This window comes from Syntrophaceae bacterium (assembly GCA_013177795.1).
Lineage (GTDB): Bacteria > Desulfobacterota > Syntrophia > Syntrophales > UBA2192 > UBA2192.
Window position 1 is genome coordinate 187,856 of sequence record JABLXY010000003.1, and the last position, 17,681, is coordinate 205,536.

General features: G+C 59.9%; 15 protein-coding genes. All 15 read right to left on the reverse strand.

Annotated features, from left to right (window positions below; genetic code table 11):
• The 15 genes from HPY67_10770 to HPY67_10840 all read right to left on the reverse strand — a co-directional run bounded on the left by HPY67_10770 (position 1) and on the right by HPY67_10840 (position 17,454).
• The gene (locus HPY67_10770) at positions 1 to 642 is read right to left on the reverse strand and encodes an acetyltransferase (GenBank protein NPV05201.1); all 642 of its coding nucleotides are present in this window, start codon (positions 640 to 642) and stop codon (positions 1 to 3) included.
• Positions 643 to 1,254, reverse strand: coding sequence for a sugar transferase (locus HPY67_10775; protein NPV05202.1), 612 nt, complete (start codon positions 1,252 to 1,254; stop codon positions 643 to 645).
• Positions 1,255 to 1,298: 44 nt separating this feature from the next.
• Entirely contained in the window at positions 1,299 to 2,648 is a 1,350-nt protein-coding gene (locus tag HPY67_10780; protein ID NPV05203.1) for a hypothetical protein, read from the reverse strand.
• An 89-nt stretch (positions 2,649 to 2,737) separates the two neighbouring features.
• Positions 2,738 to 5,461 (reverse strand): hypothetical protein, encoded by a 2,724-nt coding sequence (locus HPY67_10785; protein NPV05204.1) that lies wholly within the window; start codon positions 5,459 to 5,461, stop codon positions 2,738 to 2,740.
• 56 nt (positions 5,462 to 5,517) lie between these two features.
• A complete protein-coding gene (locus HPY67_10790; GenBank protein NPV05205.1) occupies positions 5,518 to 6,810 on the reverse strand; it encodes an oligosaccharide flippase family protein in 1,293 nt (430 codons plus the stop codon).
• 9 nt (positions 6,811 to 6,819) lie between these two features.
• Complete coding sequence (locus HPY67_10795; GenBank protein ID NPV05206.1) at positions 6,820 to 7,401, reverse strand: YdcF family protein; 582 nt, start codon at positions 7,399 to 7,401, stop codon at positions 6,820 to 6,822.
• Between the two features lie 161 nt (positions 7,402 to 7,562).
• On the reverse strand, positions 7,563 to 8,570 hold the full coding sequence (locus HPY67_10800; protein NPV05207.1) for a hypothetical protein: 1,008 nt from the start codon (positions 8,568 to 8,570) through the stop codon (positions 7,563 to 7,565).
• Positions 8,571 to 8,584: 14 nt separating this feature from the next.
• Positions 8,585 to 10,693: a hypothetical protein gene (locus HPY67_10805; GenBank protein NPV05208.1), complete on the reverse strand. Its 2,109-nt coding sequence runs from the start codon at positions 10,691 to 10,693 to the stop codon at positions 8,585 to 8,587.
• Between the two features lie 10 nt (positions 10,694 to 10,703).
• Positions 10,704 to 11,528: a hypothetical protein gene (locus HPY67_10810; GenBank protein ID NPV05209.1), complete on the reverse strand. Its 825-nt coding sequence runs from the start codon at positions 11,526 to 11,528 to the stop codon at positions 10,704 to 10,706.
• 2 nt (positions 11,529 to 11,530) lie between these two features.
• Entirely contained in the window at positions 11,531 to 12,478 is a 948-nt protein-coding gene (locus tag HPY67_10815; protein ID NPV05210.1) for a glycosyltransferase family 2 protein, read from the reverse strand.
• A gap of 42 nt (positions 12,479 to 12,520) precedes the next feature.
• The gene (locus HPY67_10820) at positions 12,521 to 14,104 is read right to left on the reverse strand and encodes a Gfo/Idh/MocA family oxidoreductase (protein NPV05211.1); all 1,584 of its coding nucleotides are present in this window, start codon (positions 14,102 to 14,104) and stop codon (positions 12,521 to 12,523) included.
• Positions 14,105 to 14,161: 57 nt separating this feature from the next.
• Entirely contained in the window at positions 14,162 to 15,334 is a 1,173-nt protein-coding gene (locus HPY67_10825; protein NPV05212.1) for a DegT/DnrJ/EryC1/StrS family aminotransferase, read from the reverse strand.
• A gap of 303 nt (positions 15,335 to 15,637) precedes the next feature.
• Complete coding sequence (locus tag HPY67_10830) at positions 15,638 to 16,774, reverse strand: glycosyltransferase family 4 protein (protein ID NPV05213.1); 1,137 nt, start codon at positions 16,772 to 16,774, stop codon at positions 15,638 to 15,640.
• A 58-nt stretch (positions 16,775 to 16,832) separates the two neighbouring features.
• Positions 16,833 to 17,228 (reverse strand): type II toxin-antitoxin system VapC family toxin, encoded by a 396-nt coding sequence (locus HPY67_10835; protein NPV05214.1) that lies wholly within the window; start codon positions 17,226 to 17,228, stop codon positions 16,833 to 16,835.
• Positions 17,209 to 17,454, reverse strand: coding sequence for an Arc family DNA-binding protein (locus HPY67_10840; GenBank protein ID NPV05215.1), 246 nt, complete (start codon positions 17,452 to 17,454; stop codon positions 17,209 to 17,211). Before HPY67_10840 ends, HPY67_10835 begins: the two co-directional genes overlap by 20 nt.
• Positions 17,455 to 17,681: the final 227 nt, after the last annotated feature.

The window sequence follows — 17,681 nt, forward strand, 5'->3', positions numbered from 1 at the left end:
TCAGGGGTTCTTTGTGCCCAGCGGCCGCGCGGGCACGCCCGCAACGGTCTGCCAGTCTGCCACGGGGTCCACGACTGCGGAACCGGCTCCGATCAGGGCTCCCTGCCCGATCCGGATGCCCTGGCATACGACGCTTCCAATGCCGACCCAGGTTCCCCTGCCGATGCGCACATCGCCGGCCAGATGTGCCCCGGGGCAGACGTGCACGCCCTCGGCAAGGATGCAGTCGTGGTCCACCGTAGCACCGGTGTTGACGATGCAGCCGAGGCCGACGCGGGCGCCGATGTTGACCACCGCGCCCGCCGCGACCAGGCATCCGGCTTCCACGATTGCCCCGGCGCTCACGGCGGCCGATGGGTGGATGACCGTCCCTATGTCGAGACCGGCCGAAGCCATCCGATGCAGCAGTTTGATCCTCGTCTCCGCATGGCCGATCGCCACAAAGGCCTGGTCCTCCGGCCGAATCTGTGCGAAAAGGGCCTCCCCTGTGCCGCATACCGGCCAGGGTCCGCAGGTGTTGAGGTCCGGCCACCGGTCGTCGAAGAAAACGAGTTCGGACCAGAGACCCGCAGCCCGCGCACAGTCCCCTGCAACTTTCCCGTGGCCGCTGGCGCCGAGGATCAGCAATCTTGCCTTTTTCATCTATCCCTGCCCCGCCTGCGTACTGCCCGTGAATCTTTCCATGGTCGCGCTGCCCTGATGGCTGATTCCTTCACGGTGTAACACGATCCGGATTGTCCTCCAAAGGATTTTCAGGTCCAGCAGCATCGACCGGTTTTCCACATACCAGACATCCATCTCCAGCCGGTCTTCCCATGTCAAGGCGTTGCGCCCGTTCACCTGCGCCCAGCCGGTGAGACCGGGCTTCACCTCGTGCCGCCTGGCCTGCCGGGCGTTATAGAGGGGAAGGTACTCCGTGAGCAACGGCCGGGGACCGACCAGGCTCATGTCACCCTTCAGGACATTCCAGAACTCGGGCAACTCGTCGAGGCTCGTGGAGCGCAGAAACCTGCCGAACCGGGTCAACCGGTCTGCATCGGGCAGCGGGCGCCCCCCGGCGTCCATCTCGTCGGTCATGGTCCGGAACTTCACGAGCATAAAAGGGCGCCCATGCAGCCCGGGGCGCTCCTGTCGGAAGAGCACCGGCGAGCCGAGAAAAAGACGGACCAGCGCAGCGATGATCAGCATAACCGGGGACAGGGCGAGCAAGGCAGCGACGCCCGCAGCAAGGTCAAATATCCGTTTTGCAGGCATGTTCATGTGTTTGGACAGAGGGAGGTCACAGGTGTGAGCAGAAATCACCGCTCCCGGTCATGCCCAATGGCAGGTGCGCCTGACACGGCTTGGCTCTGCGCAAGCAGGCAGATGATGATGAATTGGGGAATCGAAAAGAGCGTGTCTCCCGAAAGCAGTGAATAGGGCAAGACGGCCACGGCGAGAGCGCTGGAGCCGGACTTCCAGCCGTCCCATCCTGAACGCCAGATGGACCGAAAAAGAAGAACGTAGATCGCAACGGCCGCGACCGCTCCCGCAATTCCGCTCACCAGCCATTCCGACAGGATCGGGAAGTGCGGGTAATCCAGGGAGCCGCAAGCTGCGAACCGGCAGGAAAAGGTCCGGTGATAGGCAAATCCGATTCCTCCAAGCCAGGCGCGTTCCTCGAGAAGACTTGCTCCCAGCCGCCATTTTTCTGCGCGCGACTCAAACCCGTACGCCTGATTTGCCGCCATGGTGCCGAGCAACCTGTAGATCGTTGCAGGGTCGGTCTGCCGGACGGTGATGCCAGGTCGCGCGGGATTTTCTTCCGGCGGCGCAGAAGCGGCCTCCATTTTTCCGGCTGCGCCGTCTTGCGGTATGCCGGGAAAGTGCATCACGGTAACCTTCTGGAACGGCGCCGGACTCTGAATGATCCAGAACAGGGCCCCAATGGCGCAAAGCAAACCGGCAACCGGCAGCAGCACTTTTACGACGAACCGGCGTCTCGGGACGAGCATGAAGGTCAATGCCAGCCACAGGGTCGGAATGAGAAGGGAAAGGATCAGGAAGCGTCTCGACTCCGTGAGCAGACCGGCCGAAACAATCAGGGCCAGAGCCAGAATCCGGAAAACAGTCCTCTTGGGGGAACCATTCCGGTCGAAACTGTTTGCCACCAGCCCCAGACCGGCAACAAGCATGGAAAGCCCGAAAAGGTTGATGTCTCCTCTCAGGCTGGAGCCCGTCGGATACTGCTCCGGGTAGAGCGCGTAGACAAATCCCACCAGAATGCCCCGCTCGAGCAGTGCAGCCTTGACCAAACCGACCACCGCCGTCACGAACACAAACGGGATCAAGGCAGCAAAGAATCCCTCCAGCATTTCATTGCCCGAAGCGTCCGTTTCCGCCCGCCCCAGGAGAAATACGCCGACGCCCAAGGCGACGATACCCATGTCGACGACAACGCGCGTCCAGAAAGGAGTCGGTCCCGACCAAAGACCGTACAGGTGAAAAAGGCCCAGGAGCAGCACAGTCCACACAATCGCCGGCACACGCTGGACCTTCGGGAAATGGACCCCGTAACGGGCGAGATGGAACACGAAGGGAATGCCGGCGACAAGGGACAGCAGCAGCCATGGATAGGGCAGCGTTGCCGCAGCGAACGGGGCAGCCATGGCCATTCCTGCAACGTACGCACGCCTGTTCGAGTTAGACCGCGACAGGTGTGATTCCTCCGGCTCTTGTTGCGGTATGCCGTTGCCGATCATCTGCGTGACGAATGTTTTTTCTCGATGATCGGCGTGAGCTTTGCCTCGACGATGCGCATCCTCGAACTTCCGACATGTTCGACGCCCACTCGGATATAAGCCGCTTCCGGGTGAGTCACGAAACGCCGGGTGAAACGCCTCTCGGGGTACGTCGGCCCCAGAATGAGTTCACCGATCCGCATCTGTGCGGCAGAAAGGGGATACTCCCCCCTCAGGACAGTTCCTTTTCCGTCCATTTGCATGAGCCACACCCGGACGAGAGCATGCCCTTCCAAATCCATTTCCAGTCTGTATTCGCGGGCACCGAGAACCGGCACGTTAACCTCTGTCGCAATCGATTGGTTCCATGCGCCGATGCCGGATGTCCATATCGTTGACCAGTCGCGCTGGAACAGGGGGAGCCCCGTGTCCGGCAGCGGCTTGTTGGTCATTGCGACCGTCGGTGTGATTTCGCTGAAACGGCCCAAAGCTTTACGTCCGCCGGTCAAGGTGACAACCTTCGTCCAGGGAAAGCGCCCGGGTGTCAGGTCGAACATCACACCATCGGCCTTGTTGCTTGTCTGGGTTAGCTTGTAAATTTGGGTGCCGTCCGCCGAAAAAACCAGCGTCGAAAGATCATGCCTCGAGAGGATTTCCTGCACGACAGAGTTGTAGATGGTCGGGTTGTAGTAATCGGGAATATGCAGATAATCAACACCCAACTTCTTCAGGTATGTCCAAGCCTCGAATGCATTGTGCTCGCGATAGAAGGGGAGAAGGCGAGGGTCGTAGCAACTGATCATGCGTCTTTCCGAGTAATACATGTCGGCAGGTCTGAATGACAGCACCGTTGACGAGGGAAGCACGCGGTCACGAAGGTATTTCATGACCTGGATATGCGGCCACAGAAGCAACTTGTCACTGCCTTCATTGCTGTGCGTGATGCGGATCGTAGCTCTATGGTCGTAAGGTCTTCCTGTCGCTGAGGAATGTCCCCCCACAACGATTTCATGGCGGTTCACCCGACGGAGGACGCTGGATATCCCGCCGTTGTCCATGAATTTCCCCAGCAATTCAAAATCTTCCGCATCAATGGCCAGGCGGTTGTCCATGAATTTCCCCGGCAATTCAAAATCCCTCGCATCAATGGGCAGATAGGATTTGAATTTCAGGTAGGGTGCCCAATTGTAGAGCAGAATGGTGGCTGCCGCTTGTAAGACAAAACAAAGTGCGATGAAGGGAGTAATCAATCTGGAAAAAAGTGATTTGCGAGCCGGCGCCGTTTTTCCCCCGGATGCGGATATGCTCTGTGCGACCCCTGCGCCTGCAAAAATCGCCACAAAGGGCACCAGAACCAACCAATATCGCTCGTTCCGGATCATCAAGTCGATTCCCATCAGGATCGAGAGGATGACCCCGCCGAGGTAGCAGAGCACGATCCCCATGGCTGCGAACTGCCATCGCTCCGGCACGCTGGTTACGTCCCCGCGGAGAACAGCATGACCTTTGGCTTCAACAAAAAACCGCCTGACATAAAGCACCCCACCCCAGGCCATCAACCAGAACGAGATGGAATAGGCCTCGAATGCAAACCAGCCTTTGAAAACCCCGTACTGCACTCTCTCCAGCCACGAATCAATGCCCCGGGACATGCGAAAGTACTCATCCCATGCCAATTCCTTCATGGAGAAGACGAGAGGGGTATCGCTGATGAGAGAGCCATACAACAGGAGATTGCGAACGTACGGCCATGCGGCAAGCGGCAACGCGACAACGATCATCGTGCCGAGTTGCCGCATCAGTGAGGTCCAATTGCTCCAGCCGCGAAACAAAGCAGCCGCAACAATCCCCAAAGGGATGAATAAGACGGCCTGCGAGTGTGTCCAGAGCGATATCCCAAGAGCAAGCCCCTGTATCAATCCGCGCTGAAACGGAGACCCGTCAATCCCGACAATGGAGGCATACAGGAGCGTCAGCCCGAGCACAGGCAGGGGATCGATGAGGGCAGAACCCGCTCCCAGGAAAAAAAGAGGAACAGAAATGAAAACGAGGGCAGATAGAATACCCAGCAGGCGACTGGACAGATTGCCCAATGCGAACACCACGCCGGTCGCCGCCAGTGCAAACCACGGGGCAATCCATCGTATCAACCCGGGCAACTCCGCTTGCCCCTGGAAAACATAAAAAAGATAAATGAGCGCCGCATAAAGCGGTGGGTGCGTCCAGGGGCCGTAAAAACCTGAATTGCTCAATTCAGGCTGAATCGCGGGATAGGACAGCAGGTCACGGGTCTCGAAGAGCAATCGCCCGACCGTCGCATATTCCAGAGAGTCATTCTGGATCAGGGGCAGAAATGCCGTATTGGCCATCAAGGCCACAATCCAGACCGTTAACAAGCCGGCAAAGACCCATTCCCATCGTCCGATGGGAGTGGGCGTGCCCGGACGCTCAATCTTAGGAAGAGGGCGGGAAAAGGTCACGGTCGAACACAGCAGGAGCTGCCCGGTAAAAACCACTCCGAGGTGAAAGGCATGACTCGCCCCGCGAAAAACCCCGAGGGCGATGACCGCAAGCATACCGAGCAGAAAAGGTGCAATCGCAAAGGCGAAGGCGCGCGGGATGCCGGCTTGCCGGGCCGCGTCCGACCAGGGGACAAGCCGCGCCAGCGCCAGCCCCGCCCCGCTCGAGGCGAGCATGGCCGCCAGCATCCAACCCCACGCGCTCAGCGGAATGTCACTCATGGGAACTCATGCCCTGTTTCTCATTCGGGTTGCGGGGACACGACAGGCCTGCAGAGTCATGATTGTACTCGAATCCGGTTGGTCAGGAGGTTCCATCCCAGCATCCGGTTTGCGAGGCATAGCAGGGCCGAGACGCCAAACACATAACCGAGGGCAGTCCCGAAGGCGGCACCGCTGATTCCCAGAAGGGGGATCAACGCAATGTTGAACCCAATGCTGCTCACCACGAGTGTGAGATGCTGCAGTGTCTGCAGACCGGGATGGCCGCTCACCAACATCAGGTTGTCGAAGGGTATAAAGGCGGAAATAATCGTCAATCCCGCGAGAAGGATGCTCAGGGGGACAAGGCCCAGGTGGAGATCCTTTCCCGGCACGAAGTAGGTCGTCAGGACCCAGAATGCCGCGGCGACGCACAAGGCCACACCGGCGGCTGAAGGCAGGAGATACGTTCGGGTCTGGCGGAGAAGCTTCCGTGCACCTTCCCACTCCCTGTCCCGGATGTAGCCGACCAGAACCGGATTGTAGTTGATCCGTACGAATGCCAGCACATGGAACAGCCCGTCGACCAGCATGGCGGCGAAGCTGTAGATCCCCACTTCCCGGTCGGGCAGGAACAGCCCGACGAGCAGGACATCGATGCGGGAGTTCAACTCGACGAAAATGCCCGAAAGGAGACTTTTGCCGCCGAAAATGAAGTGTTTCCTCGTCCATCCCGAGTCGAATCGCAGCACGGGAAACATCCCGCAGCGCCTCAGGTAAAGGCACACCCCAAGCGCGGTGACGGACTCGGCGACGAAAAAGCCGAGCGTGCAGATTTCAAAGGGCCATGGAGAAGCCGCAACCGCCGTGACCCACAGCATGACGAGGATGTATCGCGTCGACTGCAGCAGGGCAAACGCCTTCATGAGCCGCAGGCCGTTGAGGTAACCCAGCAGGACCTTGTTGAGCGGAAACAGCGTCAGCCCCAAAGCGGCATTGGCTGTGGCCGCCTTGACGGAGTCGCTGTCCAGGATCCACCCGAAAAGCGGTGCGGCGGTGAAAACCATGGCGGCGGCGCTGACCCCCAGCAGGAGAGACCATGCCGAGGCGTTGACCAGGAGGCGACTGCGCTCCTCGGCGTCCCGGTCGTACAGGGCGGCGTGCCGCAGCACCGAGTAATGCAGGCCGAAGACGGCGATCTGCGACGCGACGATGTAGATTGCGTAGGCCTGATTGAATGCGCCGAGGGCCGAGGCATCGCGGAAGGCCGCGATGATGAGGTTGATCAGGATGCCGCTGGCCGCAAGGATAACAAGGCTGCCCATGGACCAGGCAATGTCAGTGGTGAGCTTGTGTTGGAGGAATTTCATGGCGGGGAATCAGGATCGAAGCCGATTCAGCAAGTGGGTGTACAGTCCGTCCGGTAGCAACATGTCGGCGAGCCACGCCGCCCATTCGTGGTGAATCTGGCAGTATATCGTCGCCAAGCTTGCAGGAGGTCTGCCGTGGTCAAGGGGGTAGGCGGAATAATCAAATTCAATGCTTCCCTTTTCCCGGGATGCCACATGTTTGACTCTCGGCAGATGGATCGGTGAACTGACCAGGGTTGCCTCCCTGACATTCCTTTCCCTTAAAATGGCTATGGCGCCCCGGATGTTCGAGTGCGTGCTGTTGGAGATCGTTTCGGCTACGACCGAAGCGGGGTCGTATCCGAGGCGGAGCAAATAGTCTCGCATGAACAAGGAACCATAGCTGCCGGATTGGGGTCGGGCGCCGCCGCAGCACAGGATGAGGCCCGAGTCCTTCTGATTCACATACTCGACGGCGTGATGGATTCTCCGCAACGTCTCATCGTCGATATTCCCGTCGACGTCGAATCCGCTGAAAAGAATCACGGCAGTCCGGTGAGCTGTCATGCGGTCCGAGGAGATTCCCTCCCGGTGGAGCCAGTAGTACCCCATGGTGCCCGACACGTCGACGGCGACGAGCAGGGCAACCAGAATCAGCCAAACGCGTGCTTGTTTTCTTTGTACCATGATGCTGAAAACGCGGAATCCGAGGTGAAAGTCCTCCTGGGGCAGGCCGACGGCCGGTCCCGGTCGGGTGCGCAGGGCATAAGGGCCTAGGAGTCGGCGTCGAATCGCACTCCGTACCTCGAAAAGAAATTTCTGACTTCTTTCCAGGTCGGCTCCGGCAGGTAGAGGGTCTTCCTCTTCTCAAGGTCGAACCATGCACGTCTGTTGCGCTTGAGTTCGAGGACGGCCTCATCGCTCAACGCGGCAAGCGAGATGACTGTGCCGACCTCGGGGATCTGCGTCCACGTCGGTGCGTAAACAAGCCGATGCCGAACCGAGTTGCGGTCGAAGTCCAGGCTCAGTGAATCCTTTTCTTCGACGATTGAGACCGATGCACCGCCATACTCGAGGCACCGCGCATATTCCTTCAGTATGCCCCGGACCAGCTGATCCTTTTCCTCGAAACTGTACTGCCGAATGTATTCGTCGCCGGTGCGCAGAATCTTTACGGGAACCCCGGCCGCCAAGGTTCTCGGCGGGACATCCTTGTTCACGAGCGAGCCTGCGCCGATCGTGGCCCCGTCCCCGATACTGACCCCGGCCATGATCTGCACGCGGGGGGGCAGCCATACCCCCTTCCCAATATGAACGTCCCCGAATGTGACCGGATAACCGTCCAGAAGGGGCTGCCAGGATCCGTGTGTGAAAATGTAGTTTGAGAACCCTACGGCCGAGTCGTCCCCGATGGTGATGGCTTTGGTCGGGTTGAGAATGCTGTAGGGGAACACTTTGACCCGCTTTCCGATCCGGAGGGACGACTCCGGTGTGATCAGCCCGCCGATGAAGACCTGTTCCATGACGATCGAATCGTCATCGATCTCGAGGTGCCCGGTACGGATGGCGACGAGCATGTGGATTTCCACACGCTTGCCCAGCTTGAGCGTTTTGACGTCGATGAAGTTCAGAGGGGATATCCTCGTGTCATCGCCGATGACGATGGACTCGCTGCGAATGACCGAAAGCCAGCCGAACTGCACATTCTTTCCTATCTTTGCCCCTTTGAGCCGATAATAGGTCTTCTTCAGGAACGAGGGCAGGAGGCCGATCGTCAGCATGCTCAGAATCGGTATCATCGAGGCCGATCTCCTTCTTCAGCCGACGATCCTGTGGCACCGCACCGGGACGCATCGCCTCGCCCCCTGTAGAGTTTCGGCGTCTGATTGATCGCCGTGATCGCCTCGGCAAAGGCGATGCCGATGGTGTCCAGATACCACCGGATCGATTCGTACCGGGGCCGGTTTTCTGCCATGGCAAGCCTTTGCGCCTCCTCGCGACTCAAGGCACCCTCGCGTATCTGGTTGCTCCGAAACGTGTCTATTTCCGAGAATCCGGCGATCGTGTAATAGCAATAGTTGTAAAAAGCGGCCGTGCCGTCTCCGATGCGCCACGTCGACGTTGTGTCCGGCGCCAGTTCCCAGTTATACTCGGTCCGAAGGACCCTGTTGATCTCATCTTCGTCCCACCGGATGTATTCATAGAGCGAGTGGAACTCGGCTCTTGGTTCCGCGTAATAGGAGTAGAAAGACGTCGCGGTGTCAATGAGGGAAGAATTGATATAAGCCGGCGTGCAAAGGAAATTTCCCAAATAATAGGCGGCGAGGCGAAATTTGTCGCCTGTGCTCAGGTAGTCGATCCGTTTCTTGCCAAAGTTCGGTCGTATACCACAGAGGCCAACCTTGAAGTCTGTGTTCTCGAGAGGGTTGGAACACCAGATGTTGAGGCCGATTCCCGTTTCCCTTCGAATCTTGTTTACGTAATAGAAGAAGTGCTTGTCCCCCGCCATGAAGAGGGGGATCATGCCGAGCCGAGGCCGTTTCAGCCAGGCGTGGACGTTCTTCTGGATGTTCTCCCGCTTTCTGGCAATGTCAGCGGACACGAGGATGTTTTCTATGCCGAGTTTGCCGCAGACGCGGGCGACATTACGCCTCGCGAGGTCCGTGATCATCCCCCAATCATACGTGAAGGTCAAGGGGGTCATGTTCAGCTCCTTCACGATGAAATGAAGGCCGTAGCTGCTGTCCCGGCCGCCGCTGAAAGCGACGATGCAGTCGGGCTCTCCGTTGCGGCTGCGGTAGGGTGCCAGGATCTCTTTCAAGTCCTCGATGCGCCCCCCCTGATTCTTCGGCACGTAATGTCGGCAGTAGTTGCATACACCCTCTGAGTCGAATTCGATGAATGGAAAGGTTTCCGGCAGGATGCAGCGCGTGCAGCGGCGCAGCTTGCTGATCTCCTCCACGTTGTACTGCAGCATGCGCCTCTCCCCGTCGTAGACCGCTCCGCGGTAGTTCCCGGACTTCAGGGCAAAGGGGATCGGCGCCACTTCTTTCGGGGAGTAATCGACTATCTTGTCCTGCTCCTTCGCGGTCGAACAATCTGCGGGAACGTCCGTCGCGCCCCTCAGGGAGAAGGAATGCACCGAGCACGTCGCGATGTCTATGACCATGGCGCTTCCCGGTCTCAACCACAGGATGGGGATCGTCGTGCACGCTACATCCTTGAGCATCGTTTTGAGAATGTACCGCTCCGAGGCGAAAAAGAAGGTTTCCGCGGTGAGATCGTGGGCGTAGTAAAAGGAACCCGTGTTGGTCGCTACGAGAAGTTTGTCCCGGTCGTCGAACAGGATCGCGATCGAAGCGGCACCCTCCATCTGCTGGAAAAGGGCTACAACTGAATCCTGCAGGGACCTTCCCCTTCGGGTTTCTGCCCGGACAAGGCTGGCGATGATCTCCGTATCGACACCGTAGAGCCGTGTCAAGTCGGGTCGGCTTTCCCATAACGCCTGGACATTCGTGACGATCCCGTTGTGCACGACGACGCAGCCGTCCTTGATGACGGGCTGGTTGTTGTCGATGTTCTCCTGAGAGCCATCGGTGACGAGCCTGGCGTGCGCAATGACGGCCAGCGGGTTCCGGGCTCCCGGAGCACCCTCGAGAGCGGAATTCCCAGTGATTGCCCCGGCAAAGTACCGTTCAAACTCAGGTGACCGGATCAACTTGCTTGCCGGTATCGAACGCTTCAGGACGGAAATCGTTCGCGTCGAAGGATCCTTGACGGCAATCCCCGAGGATTCTTTTCCCCGTGACTCGGAGAGCAGAAACAAACGCTCAAGGACCCGGCGGGCGAACGGTGCGTCCATAGTCGCGTTTGATCCCGTCACGAAACCGAATATGCCGCACATGTGTGCACCTTCACCTTGAGGTTGGTGTAGCCCGGCTTATCCCTGACTTTGCGTTTTCTGCCGGGCGAAAATTGCGAACCAGAGCCTTTGTGAGATTTGTCATCCCATCCTTCAGGGCCTGGATAATCCAATCCAACGGATTGTGGCTCCACCTTTCCGGATGGGTCAGAAGGATCAGCCTCGGATGGGGATGGTAACGGATATGGGTGAGGAGATCATCCCCCGTTAGAATGTTCGCCTGGACACGCGAATTCACTCTGTCGCGGAGCTTGTGTTTTTCCGAGTCCCAAGTCCTTCCCGTGTCGCTTAGATAGAGGATATCGGCGTAATCGATGTCCTCATTTGCATCGCCCAAGAGATCCATCGGTTCGAAGGCGCCCTGCTGCCGCAGTCGTCGAACCAGGAGTCGGTTGTCGTAGCGACTCAGGGGCCGGCCGTGGAAGGCGACCGTCCGCACGGGGACGATGTCCCGAAACTTCTGCAGTGTTTCGGCAAATGCGCTGGAGGCAGCGTTTAAATCGCCTCCCGTATCGGAGAGGGATTCGTAATGGTACCCGATTTCGTGTCCGAGGCTGTGGATCTGCCGCATGACTTCGGGAATGAACGTGTGGGGTTTCGCCCGGAAATAGTAAGTCGACCGGACATCCAAGTCGCGTTCCAGCAGAGCCATACGAAGTGCATGGCGTGGTCTGCGGTCGACATCGTGCTTGAGGAGGCAGAAACTCGCGGGCTTTGGATCGGCTAAAAAGTATTCGTCGAAACGAAGGATGGTCGGATATCGCTCCTTGATCGCTTCCACATACCCGCGGTAGGCTGCCAGGGTGAAATCCCGCATGGTTACTTCAGGTCTTTGTTGTATTCCATGTCGAACCACATGGCAAAGAACAGGCACTGCAGGCCGAGACCGAAAGAGAACATCCAGGCAATCGCCGTCAATTCGGGGGCAAAGCCCAGGGTGATCCACAAGTAGATCAACCGGATGAAGAGGACCCCGCTCAGGCCGAACAGGACGAAACCGAGCATGTAAAAGAATATCAGGGGATGAAAATCCCGAACGATGTACTTCTCCTTCATGCGCCAGAGAAACAGCTTTACCAGAAGCCAGCTGATCGTGAAAAGGACTTTCCGAACCTTGAGTCTCGATATTTCCCCGACGTTGTAGACCGGCTTGACCGGGACATCCCGCACCTTGAACCGATAGAGGTTCAGGCGGACCAGGAGATCGTTGGGCTGGCCGTATCGCTTGTACATCTGATCCCAGTCGATGGTTTGCAGGGCTTTCTTGCTGATCGCCGTGTACCCCGTCTGTGAATCAGCTATGTGCCAGTAGCCGGACGCGATCTTGGTCAGAAACGAGAGCGCCGCGTTTCCGAAGTAACGGACCTTCGGGATTTCCTTGAACGCCTCGCCGGTGAACAGACGGTTTCCCTTCGAGTAGTCCACCTCGCCGCTCACGACAGGGTCGAGCAGATTCGGCAAGTCCTCCGGGGCCATCTGGCCATCCCCGGCCATTACGACGGCGACGTCGGCCCCTCGGTCCCGGGCCCATTTGTAGCCTGTGGCGATCGCCCCTCCGACACCCTGGTTGACCTCGTGGTTGATCAGAACCACACGTCCGTCATGCTTTTGGTATTCCTCGACGACGGCGGCCGTCCGGTCCCTGCTGGCATCATTGACGATGACGATATGATCCACAAAGGCGGGCATCGTCTCGATCACTTTCCCGATCTGGGTTTCCTCATTGTAGCTCGGGACGACCGCCGCCACGGATTTGCCGCGATACATGATAAGAGTTCCTTTCCCGTTGGTCAGGTCTAGCCCGCCGCTTCAGGCTTCGGTGAGCCCGCCTTTTCCTTTCTTGTATTTCCTGCCGCAGGCCTTGCACACCGTCCTCTTCGGCAGCCGCTCCCCGCACGCGCAGGCCCAGCCGATCTGCACGGCGGGGTTGCCGACACAGAGGGCGTGATCGGGGACGTCCTTCGTCACGACCGCCCCCGCGCCGATGAAGGCGTAGGCGCCGACGGTGACCCCGCAGACGATCGTCGCGTTGGCCCCGATCGTGGCGCCCTTTTTCACGAGGGTCGGCCGGACCTGGTCCATCTTGGAGATCTCCGCACGGGGGTTGACGATGTTGGTGAAGACCATGGAGGGGCCGCAGAAGACTCCATCCTCCAGGGTGACGCCTTTGTAGACGCTCACGTTGTTCTGGATCTTGCACCCCCTGCCGATCGTCACGTCGGGCCCGATGACCACGTTCTGGCCGATGTTGCAGCTCTCTCCGATGCGGCTGCCCTTCAGCACGTGGGAGAAGTGCCAGATTTTCGTGCCCGCCCCGATTTCGCAGCCCTCGTCGATGACGGCCGTTTCGTGGACGAAGTGCGCGGCGGGCGCCGCGGCTTGGAATCCCTCCCCGGGGGTGCGTCCCCGCAGGGTGATCTGCGCGCCGTTGCGGTCGAGGGAGTGCTGGCTGGCGTTGAGGACTCTGAGAACGCGCAGGCCTTCCCGTCCGTCCGTGACCGGCGTGGCCCCGTTCGCGATGCAGTGGAGGAAGTGCTCGCACTCGAGGCGCAGGGGCTCCTGCTCGGGGATGCCGGCGACCCGCTCGGGCTCGCCCTTGGCGGGGACGGGGGCGTTGTTCTTCCAGACGATCTCGTGGTGGTACAGAAGAAGCTTGTCGGGCCAGGGCACGGTATCGTCGAAAACGGCCATCTTGCGGTCGCCCACAACGACCAGCTTCTGGTCCTTGAAGGGGTGCAGCCACGAGACGAAGACGTGCGCCCGGATGCCCGACGGGAAGGCCAGGTGCGTCGTGGTCACGTCGGCGATCCTGCGGTGCAGGTAGTTGCCGCCCGTGGCCTGGACGGTCTCAGGCTCCTCGCCCGTCAGCGCGAGGATCATGGAGATGTCGTGGGGGGCGAAGGACCACAGGGCGTTCTCCTCGCGGCGGATCTTGCCGAGGTTCAGCCGGTGGGAGTAGATGTAGTTGATGCGGCCCAGGCACCCCGAGACGGCGAGTTCCTTGAGCCGCACGAAGACAGGGTGGTACTGCAACAGGTGCCCCACCATGAGGGTCAGGCCCTTCTCCCCGGCCAGGGCAATCAGTTCCTCCCCCTCCCGGTCGCTCAGGGCGAGCGGCTTTTCCACGTAGATGTGCTTGCCGGAAAGCAGCGCTTCCCTGGCCAGTCTGAAATGGGTCTCGGCCGGGGTTGAGATCACGACGCCCCGCACGGCGGGATCGGACAGCACGTCGGCGTAGGCGAGGCAGGGCCGGGCCAGGGGGTATTGCTTTTCGAGCTGGGACAGCACTCCTTCGTCGGCATCACACACCATGTGCAGCGCTCCCAGCTGGTGGTAGTTCCGCACGAGGTTACGGCCCCAGGCTCCGGCGCCGATCACGGCGATTTTAGGCATGCTCTCATGAACCATGGAAGGATCTCCGGTTGATCTGTTTTTCAGGAGGGTGTGCGTTCAGGTCCCTGCTGCAGCGAGCAGCGCCGCAACGATCCGGTCTTGATCCGCCTCGCCCAGATAGGGGTGCATGGGGAGGCTGAAGATTCGCCTCGCGCAATCCTCGCTTGCGGGGAAGTCCCCCGCCTGGTAACCGAGGAAGGCGAAGGCTCCCTGCAGGTGCAGCGGCCTGGGGTAGTAGATGACCGTCGGGATGCCCGCCGCCTGCATTTTTTTCATGATGGCGTCCCGCCGAGCCTCATCCCGCGCCAGCAGCGAGTACTGGGCCCAGACACTCTGATATCCGGCCGGTACGTAAGGCGTCACAAGCTCCCCGCAAAGACGCAGACTCTCGGTGTAGCGGCTGGCCACGGCCTGTCGAAGTCCGACCTCCTCCTCGAAGATACTGAACTTGGCCAGCAGAACAGCCGCCTGGATCGTGTCCATGCGCCCGTTGATGCCGATCCGGACGTTCTCGTACTTGTGGTCTCCCTTGCCGTGTAATCTTATGGAGCGCATGATCTCCGCCAGGCCCGCGTCATCGCAGAAGCACATCCCCCCGTCGCCGTAGCAGCCCAGCGGTTTGGCCGGGAAGAAGGACGTGCAGCCGACGTCCCCGAACGCACAGGCCTTCCTGCCGTTGAGCTCGGCCCCGAAGGACTGGCATGCATCCTCGATCAGGAAAAGCCCGTTTCGCTTTGCGATGTCCTCCAGGCGGCCGTAGTCGGCGGGAAGGCCGAAGAGATCGACGGCGATGACGGCCCTGGGCGATAGGGTCTCGAGCCCCTCGGTGCGCGGCAGGGGATACAGGCCTGCATCACGGCCTCGGAGGGCGGCAAGGCACCGCTCGAGAAGATCGGGGTCGATGTTGTAGGTCTTCGGGTCGATGTCGACAAAAACGGGGGTGGCACCCAACAGGCTGATGACCTCGGCCGTCGCGATAAAGGTGAAGGGCGTCGTCAGCACGGCGTCCCCGGGCCCGATGCCGCGGGCCATCAGGGCCATGAGCAGGGCGTCCGTTCCCGAGGCGCAGGAGATGGCATGCTTGACACCGGTGTACCGGGCCAGTTCAGTCTCAATTGCGGCAATCTCCGGGCCCATGATGTACTGGCCATGGTTCAGCACCGCCGCGATGCCCCGGTCGATCTTCTCGCGAATTCTCTTTTGCTGTGACGCAAGGTCGATAAATTCCATAAAAAAGCCTTTCTGTCTGTATCTTTATAAAGCTCCGCCTTGTCGATTACACCATCGATGAAAGATTTACGGCGGCCATATGCATCAAACCCCTTCGCATGTCCGAAGGGGCTGTAAATACTGCGTTTCAACGGAAGAGAGGGTAGCCCACAGGGAGAGGCAAGTCAAGAAAAAAGGTTTCAATAGGCGCAGGGGGTCGCTGATAAGAAAACTCTTTAATTTGGATGACTTGCCGATTATTTTCATGCGGGTCGCCGGGTGTTTTCAGGGATGCCGTGCATTCGTGCGACAGGCAGGCGGCCTTCAGGTCCCAAGAAGCTCCTCGTAGATTTCGATCTGCCGCCGGGCCACCTTGTCCCAGCTCTGTCCGCAAGCCGTCCGAAAGGCCTCCTTCCCTACCTTGAGCCTGGTTTCGGCGTCGAGTAGCCGGGAAAACGTTTCCGCCACGGCCTTTGAGTCGGCGGGGTTGTCGACGACAAACCCGTTGACCCCGCTGCGCACCAGGTCCTTCGCACCCACGTTGCCGCTGAGCACGACGGGCAGCGAGGCCGCCATGGCGTCGAGCGCGGCCATGCCGAAGGTGTCGAAGCGCGACAGCATGGCGAACAGGTCGCTGCCCGCGTAGAGGGCATCGAGGTTCTCCCGTCCCGTGACCCCCGAGAAGCGCACGTGCTCACCGATCCCGAGCCCTTCGGCCATCCGCCTGTAGTGCCCCTCGTTACCCCTGCCCACGACAAAAAGCAGGGGTACCCGGGATCCCCCAACGCGTTTCAACGCCGCAAGACCCTGCATGACGTAATCGAGGCCCTTGACCTCGAAGTTCATGGACACGAAAAGAAGAATCAGCATCGATGGATCGGCGCCCAGTGACCGGCGCAGTTCGGCCCGGCAGCGCTCCCGGTCCAGCCCTTCAAATCGAGAGACGTCCGTGCCCGGGGGCAGGACGAGCACCCGGCCCTCCTCGACGCCGTGCTCGCCGATGAATTTTTCCTTTGTGATCGATGAGACGGCGAGGAACCTGCGGCAGCGGGGGTTCGCGACGAGGCGGGATTCCACGGCGCAGGTGGCCCGGTCGAAGAGGCTCATGCGTTTCTGCCGCACGTCGCGGACCCAGAGCCGGTGGGGGATGCCATGCATGGTGAACAGATCGGCCTCGTAGATTCGGTCGTGGGCGTGGATGAGATCGACGCCCTCCTTCGCCACAGCGCGGTTGGCGAACCAGGCGAAGCCCGGCGTAACGAGGGTACGGGGGAACCTGATGACCGGAACGTGGTGGAACGTTATGCCCGGGCCGTGCTCGCGCCAGCGGTTGGCGAAGACGTGTACCTCGAAGCGGGGGTCTACCGCCGTCCGAACCGTCAGCTCGGCTGCGAAATTCTCTGCGCCCCCCACGAGTCCGAACCTGGGGATGACGACGGCGATCTTCTTCTTTCTTCTCATCGGTCCTAGAGAGGCTGCGGCTTCTGAAATCGGGCGAAAAGTGAACAGGGCAGACTCCTCAGATCGAGGGGGCAGGAACCCCCTGCTTCGCCGCGGCCGCCTTCAGCCTGGTGTCCAGGGTGATCAGCGTGGCCTGCATCTTGAGGGCAAGCCACAGGTAGCTCGCGTCGTAGGCGGAAAGCCCGGTTTTTTTGGCCAGGTGGATGACATCTTGGTGATCCACGTCGGAGAGCCGTATTGCGATTCTTTCGGCAAGGGCATGCGCCTCGAGCAGAGGCTTCTCGAGGGCAGGGTGGGCCTTGATCTTCTTGAGGCGGATGTTGGCCAGCTCGAACCGGACGAGGACGGGAGCGGCCAGGGGACCGCTGCCCAAGCGCGACGCAACCGCGTCGGCCCCCGGTTCCCCGAAAACGAGCGCTCCGAGGGCCGAGGCATCAACGACGTGCGCGGTCATCACGGTCCTCCCGCACGAAACGGGCCGATTCGGCAGGGGTCTTGAGCCCCATTCTCTTCACTTCGGCAAGCAATTCGCCGGGCGTCAAAAACGAATCTCTCGCGACGCTCTCCTCCAGGATGACGAGGAGTTCACCTTGCAGGGACCGTCGATGTCGCGCAGCCCGCTCCCGGAGTTTGTCGGCGATCCGGTCGGGCACGTTCTTGATCGAAAGATTGACGGGCATAAGGATCCCCTCTGGTTTCAATATGAATCCATAATAGAACTTCCCGGGGAACTGTCAATGGGGAAAATCCCATGGGCATCCACCGTACAACCGGGGCCGCCATCCGGTCTCTTTACTGTTTGCCTTCAGCCCTTTGCCTTTCTCCTGCCCTTAGCACAAACCCGGAATCACTTCATCGTTTTAATCCGTCCGGCATCTGTGGTATGGTGGCCGCGACCGGCGCGATG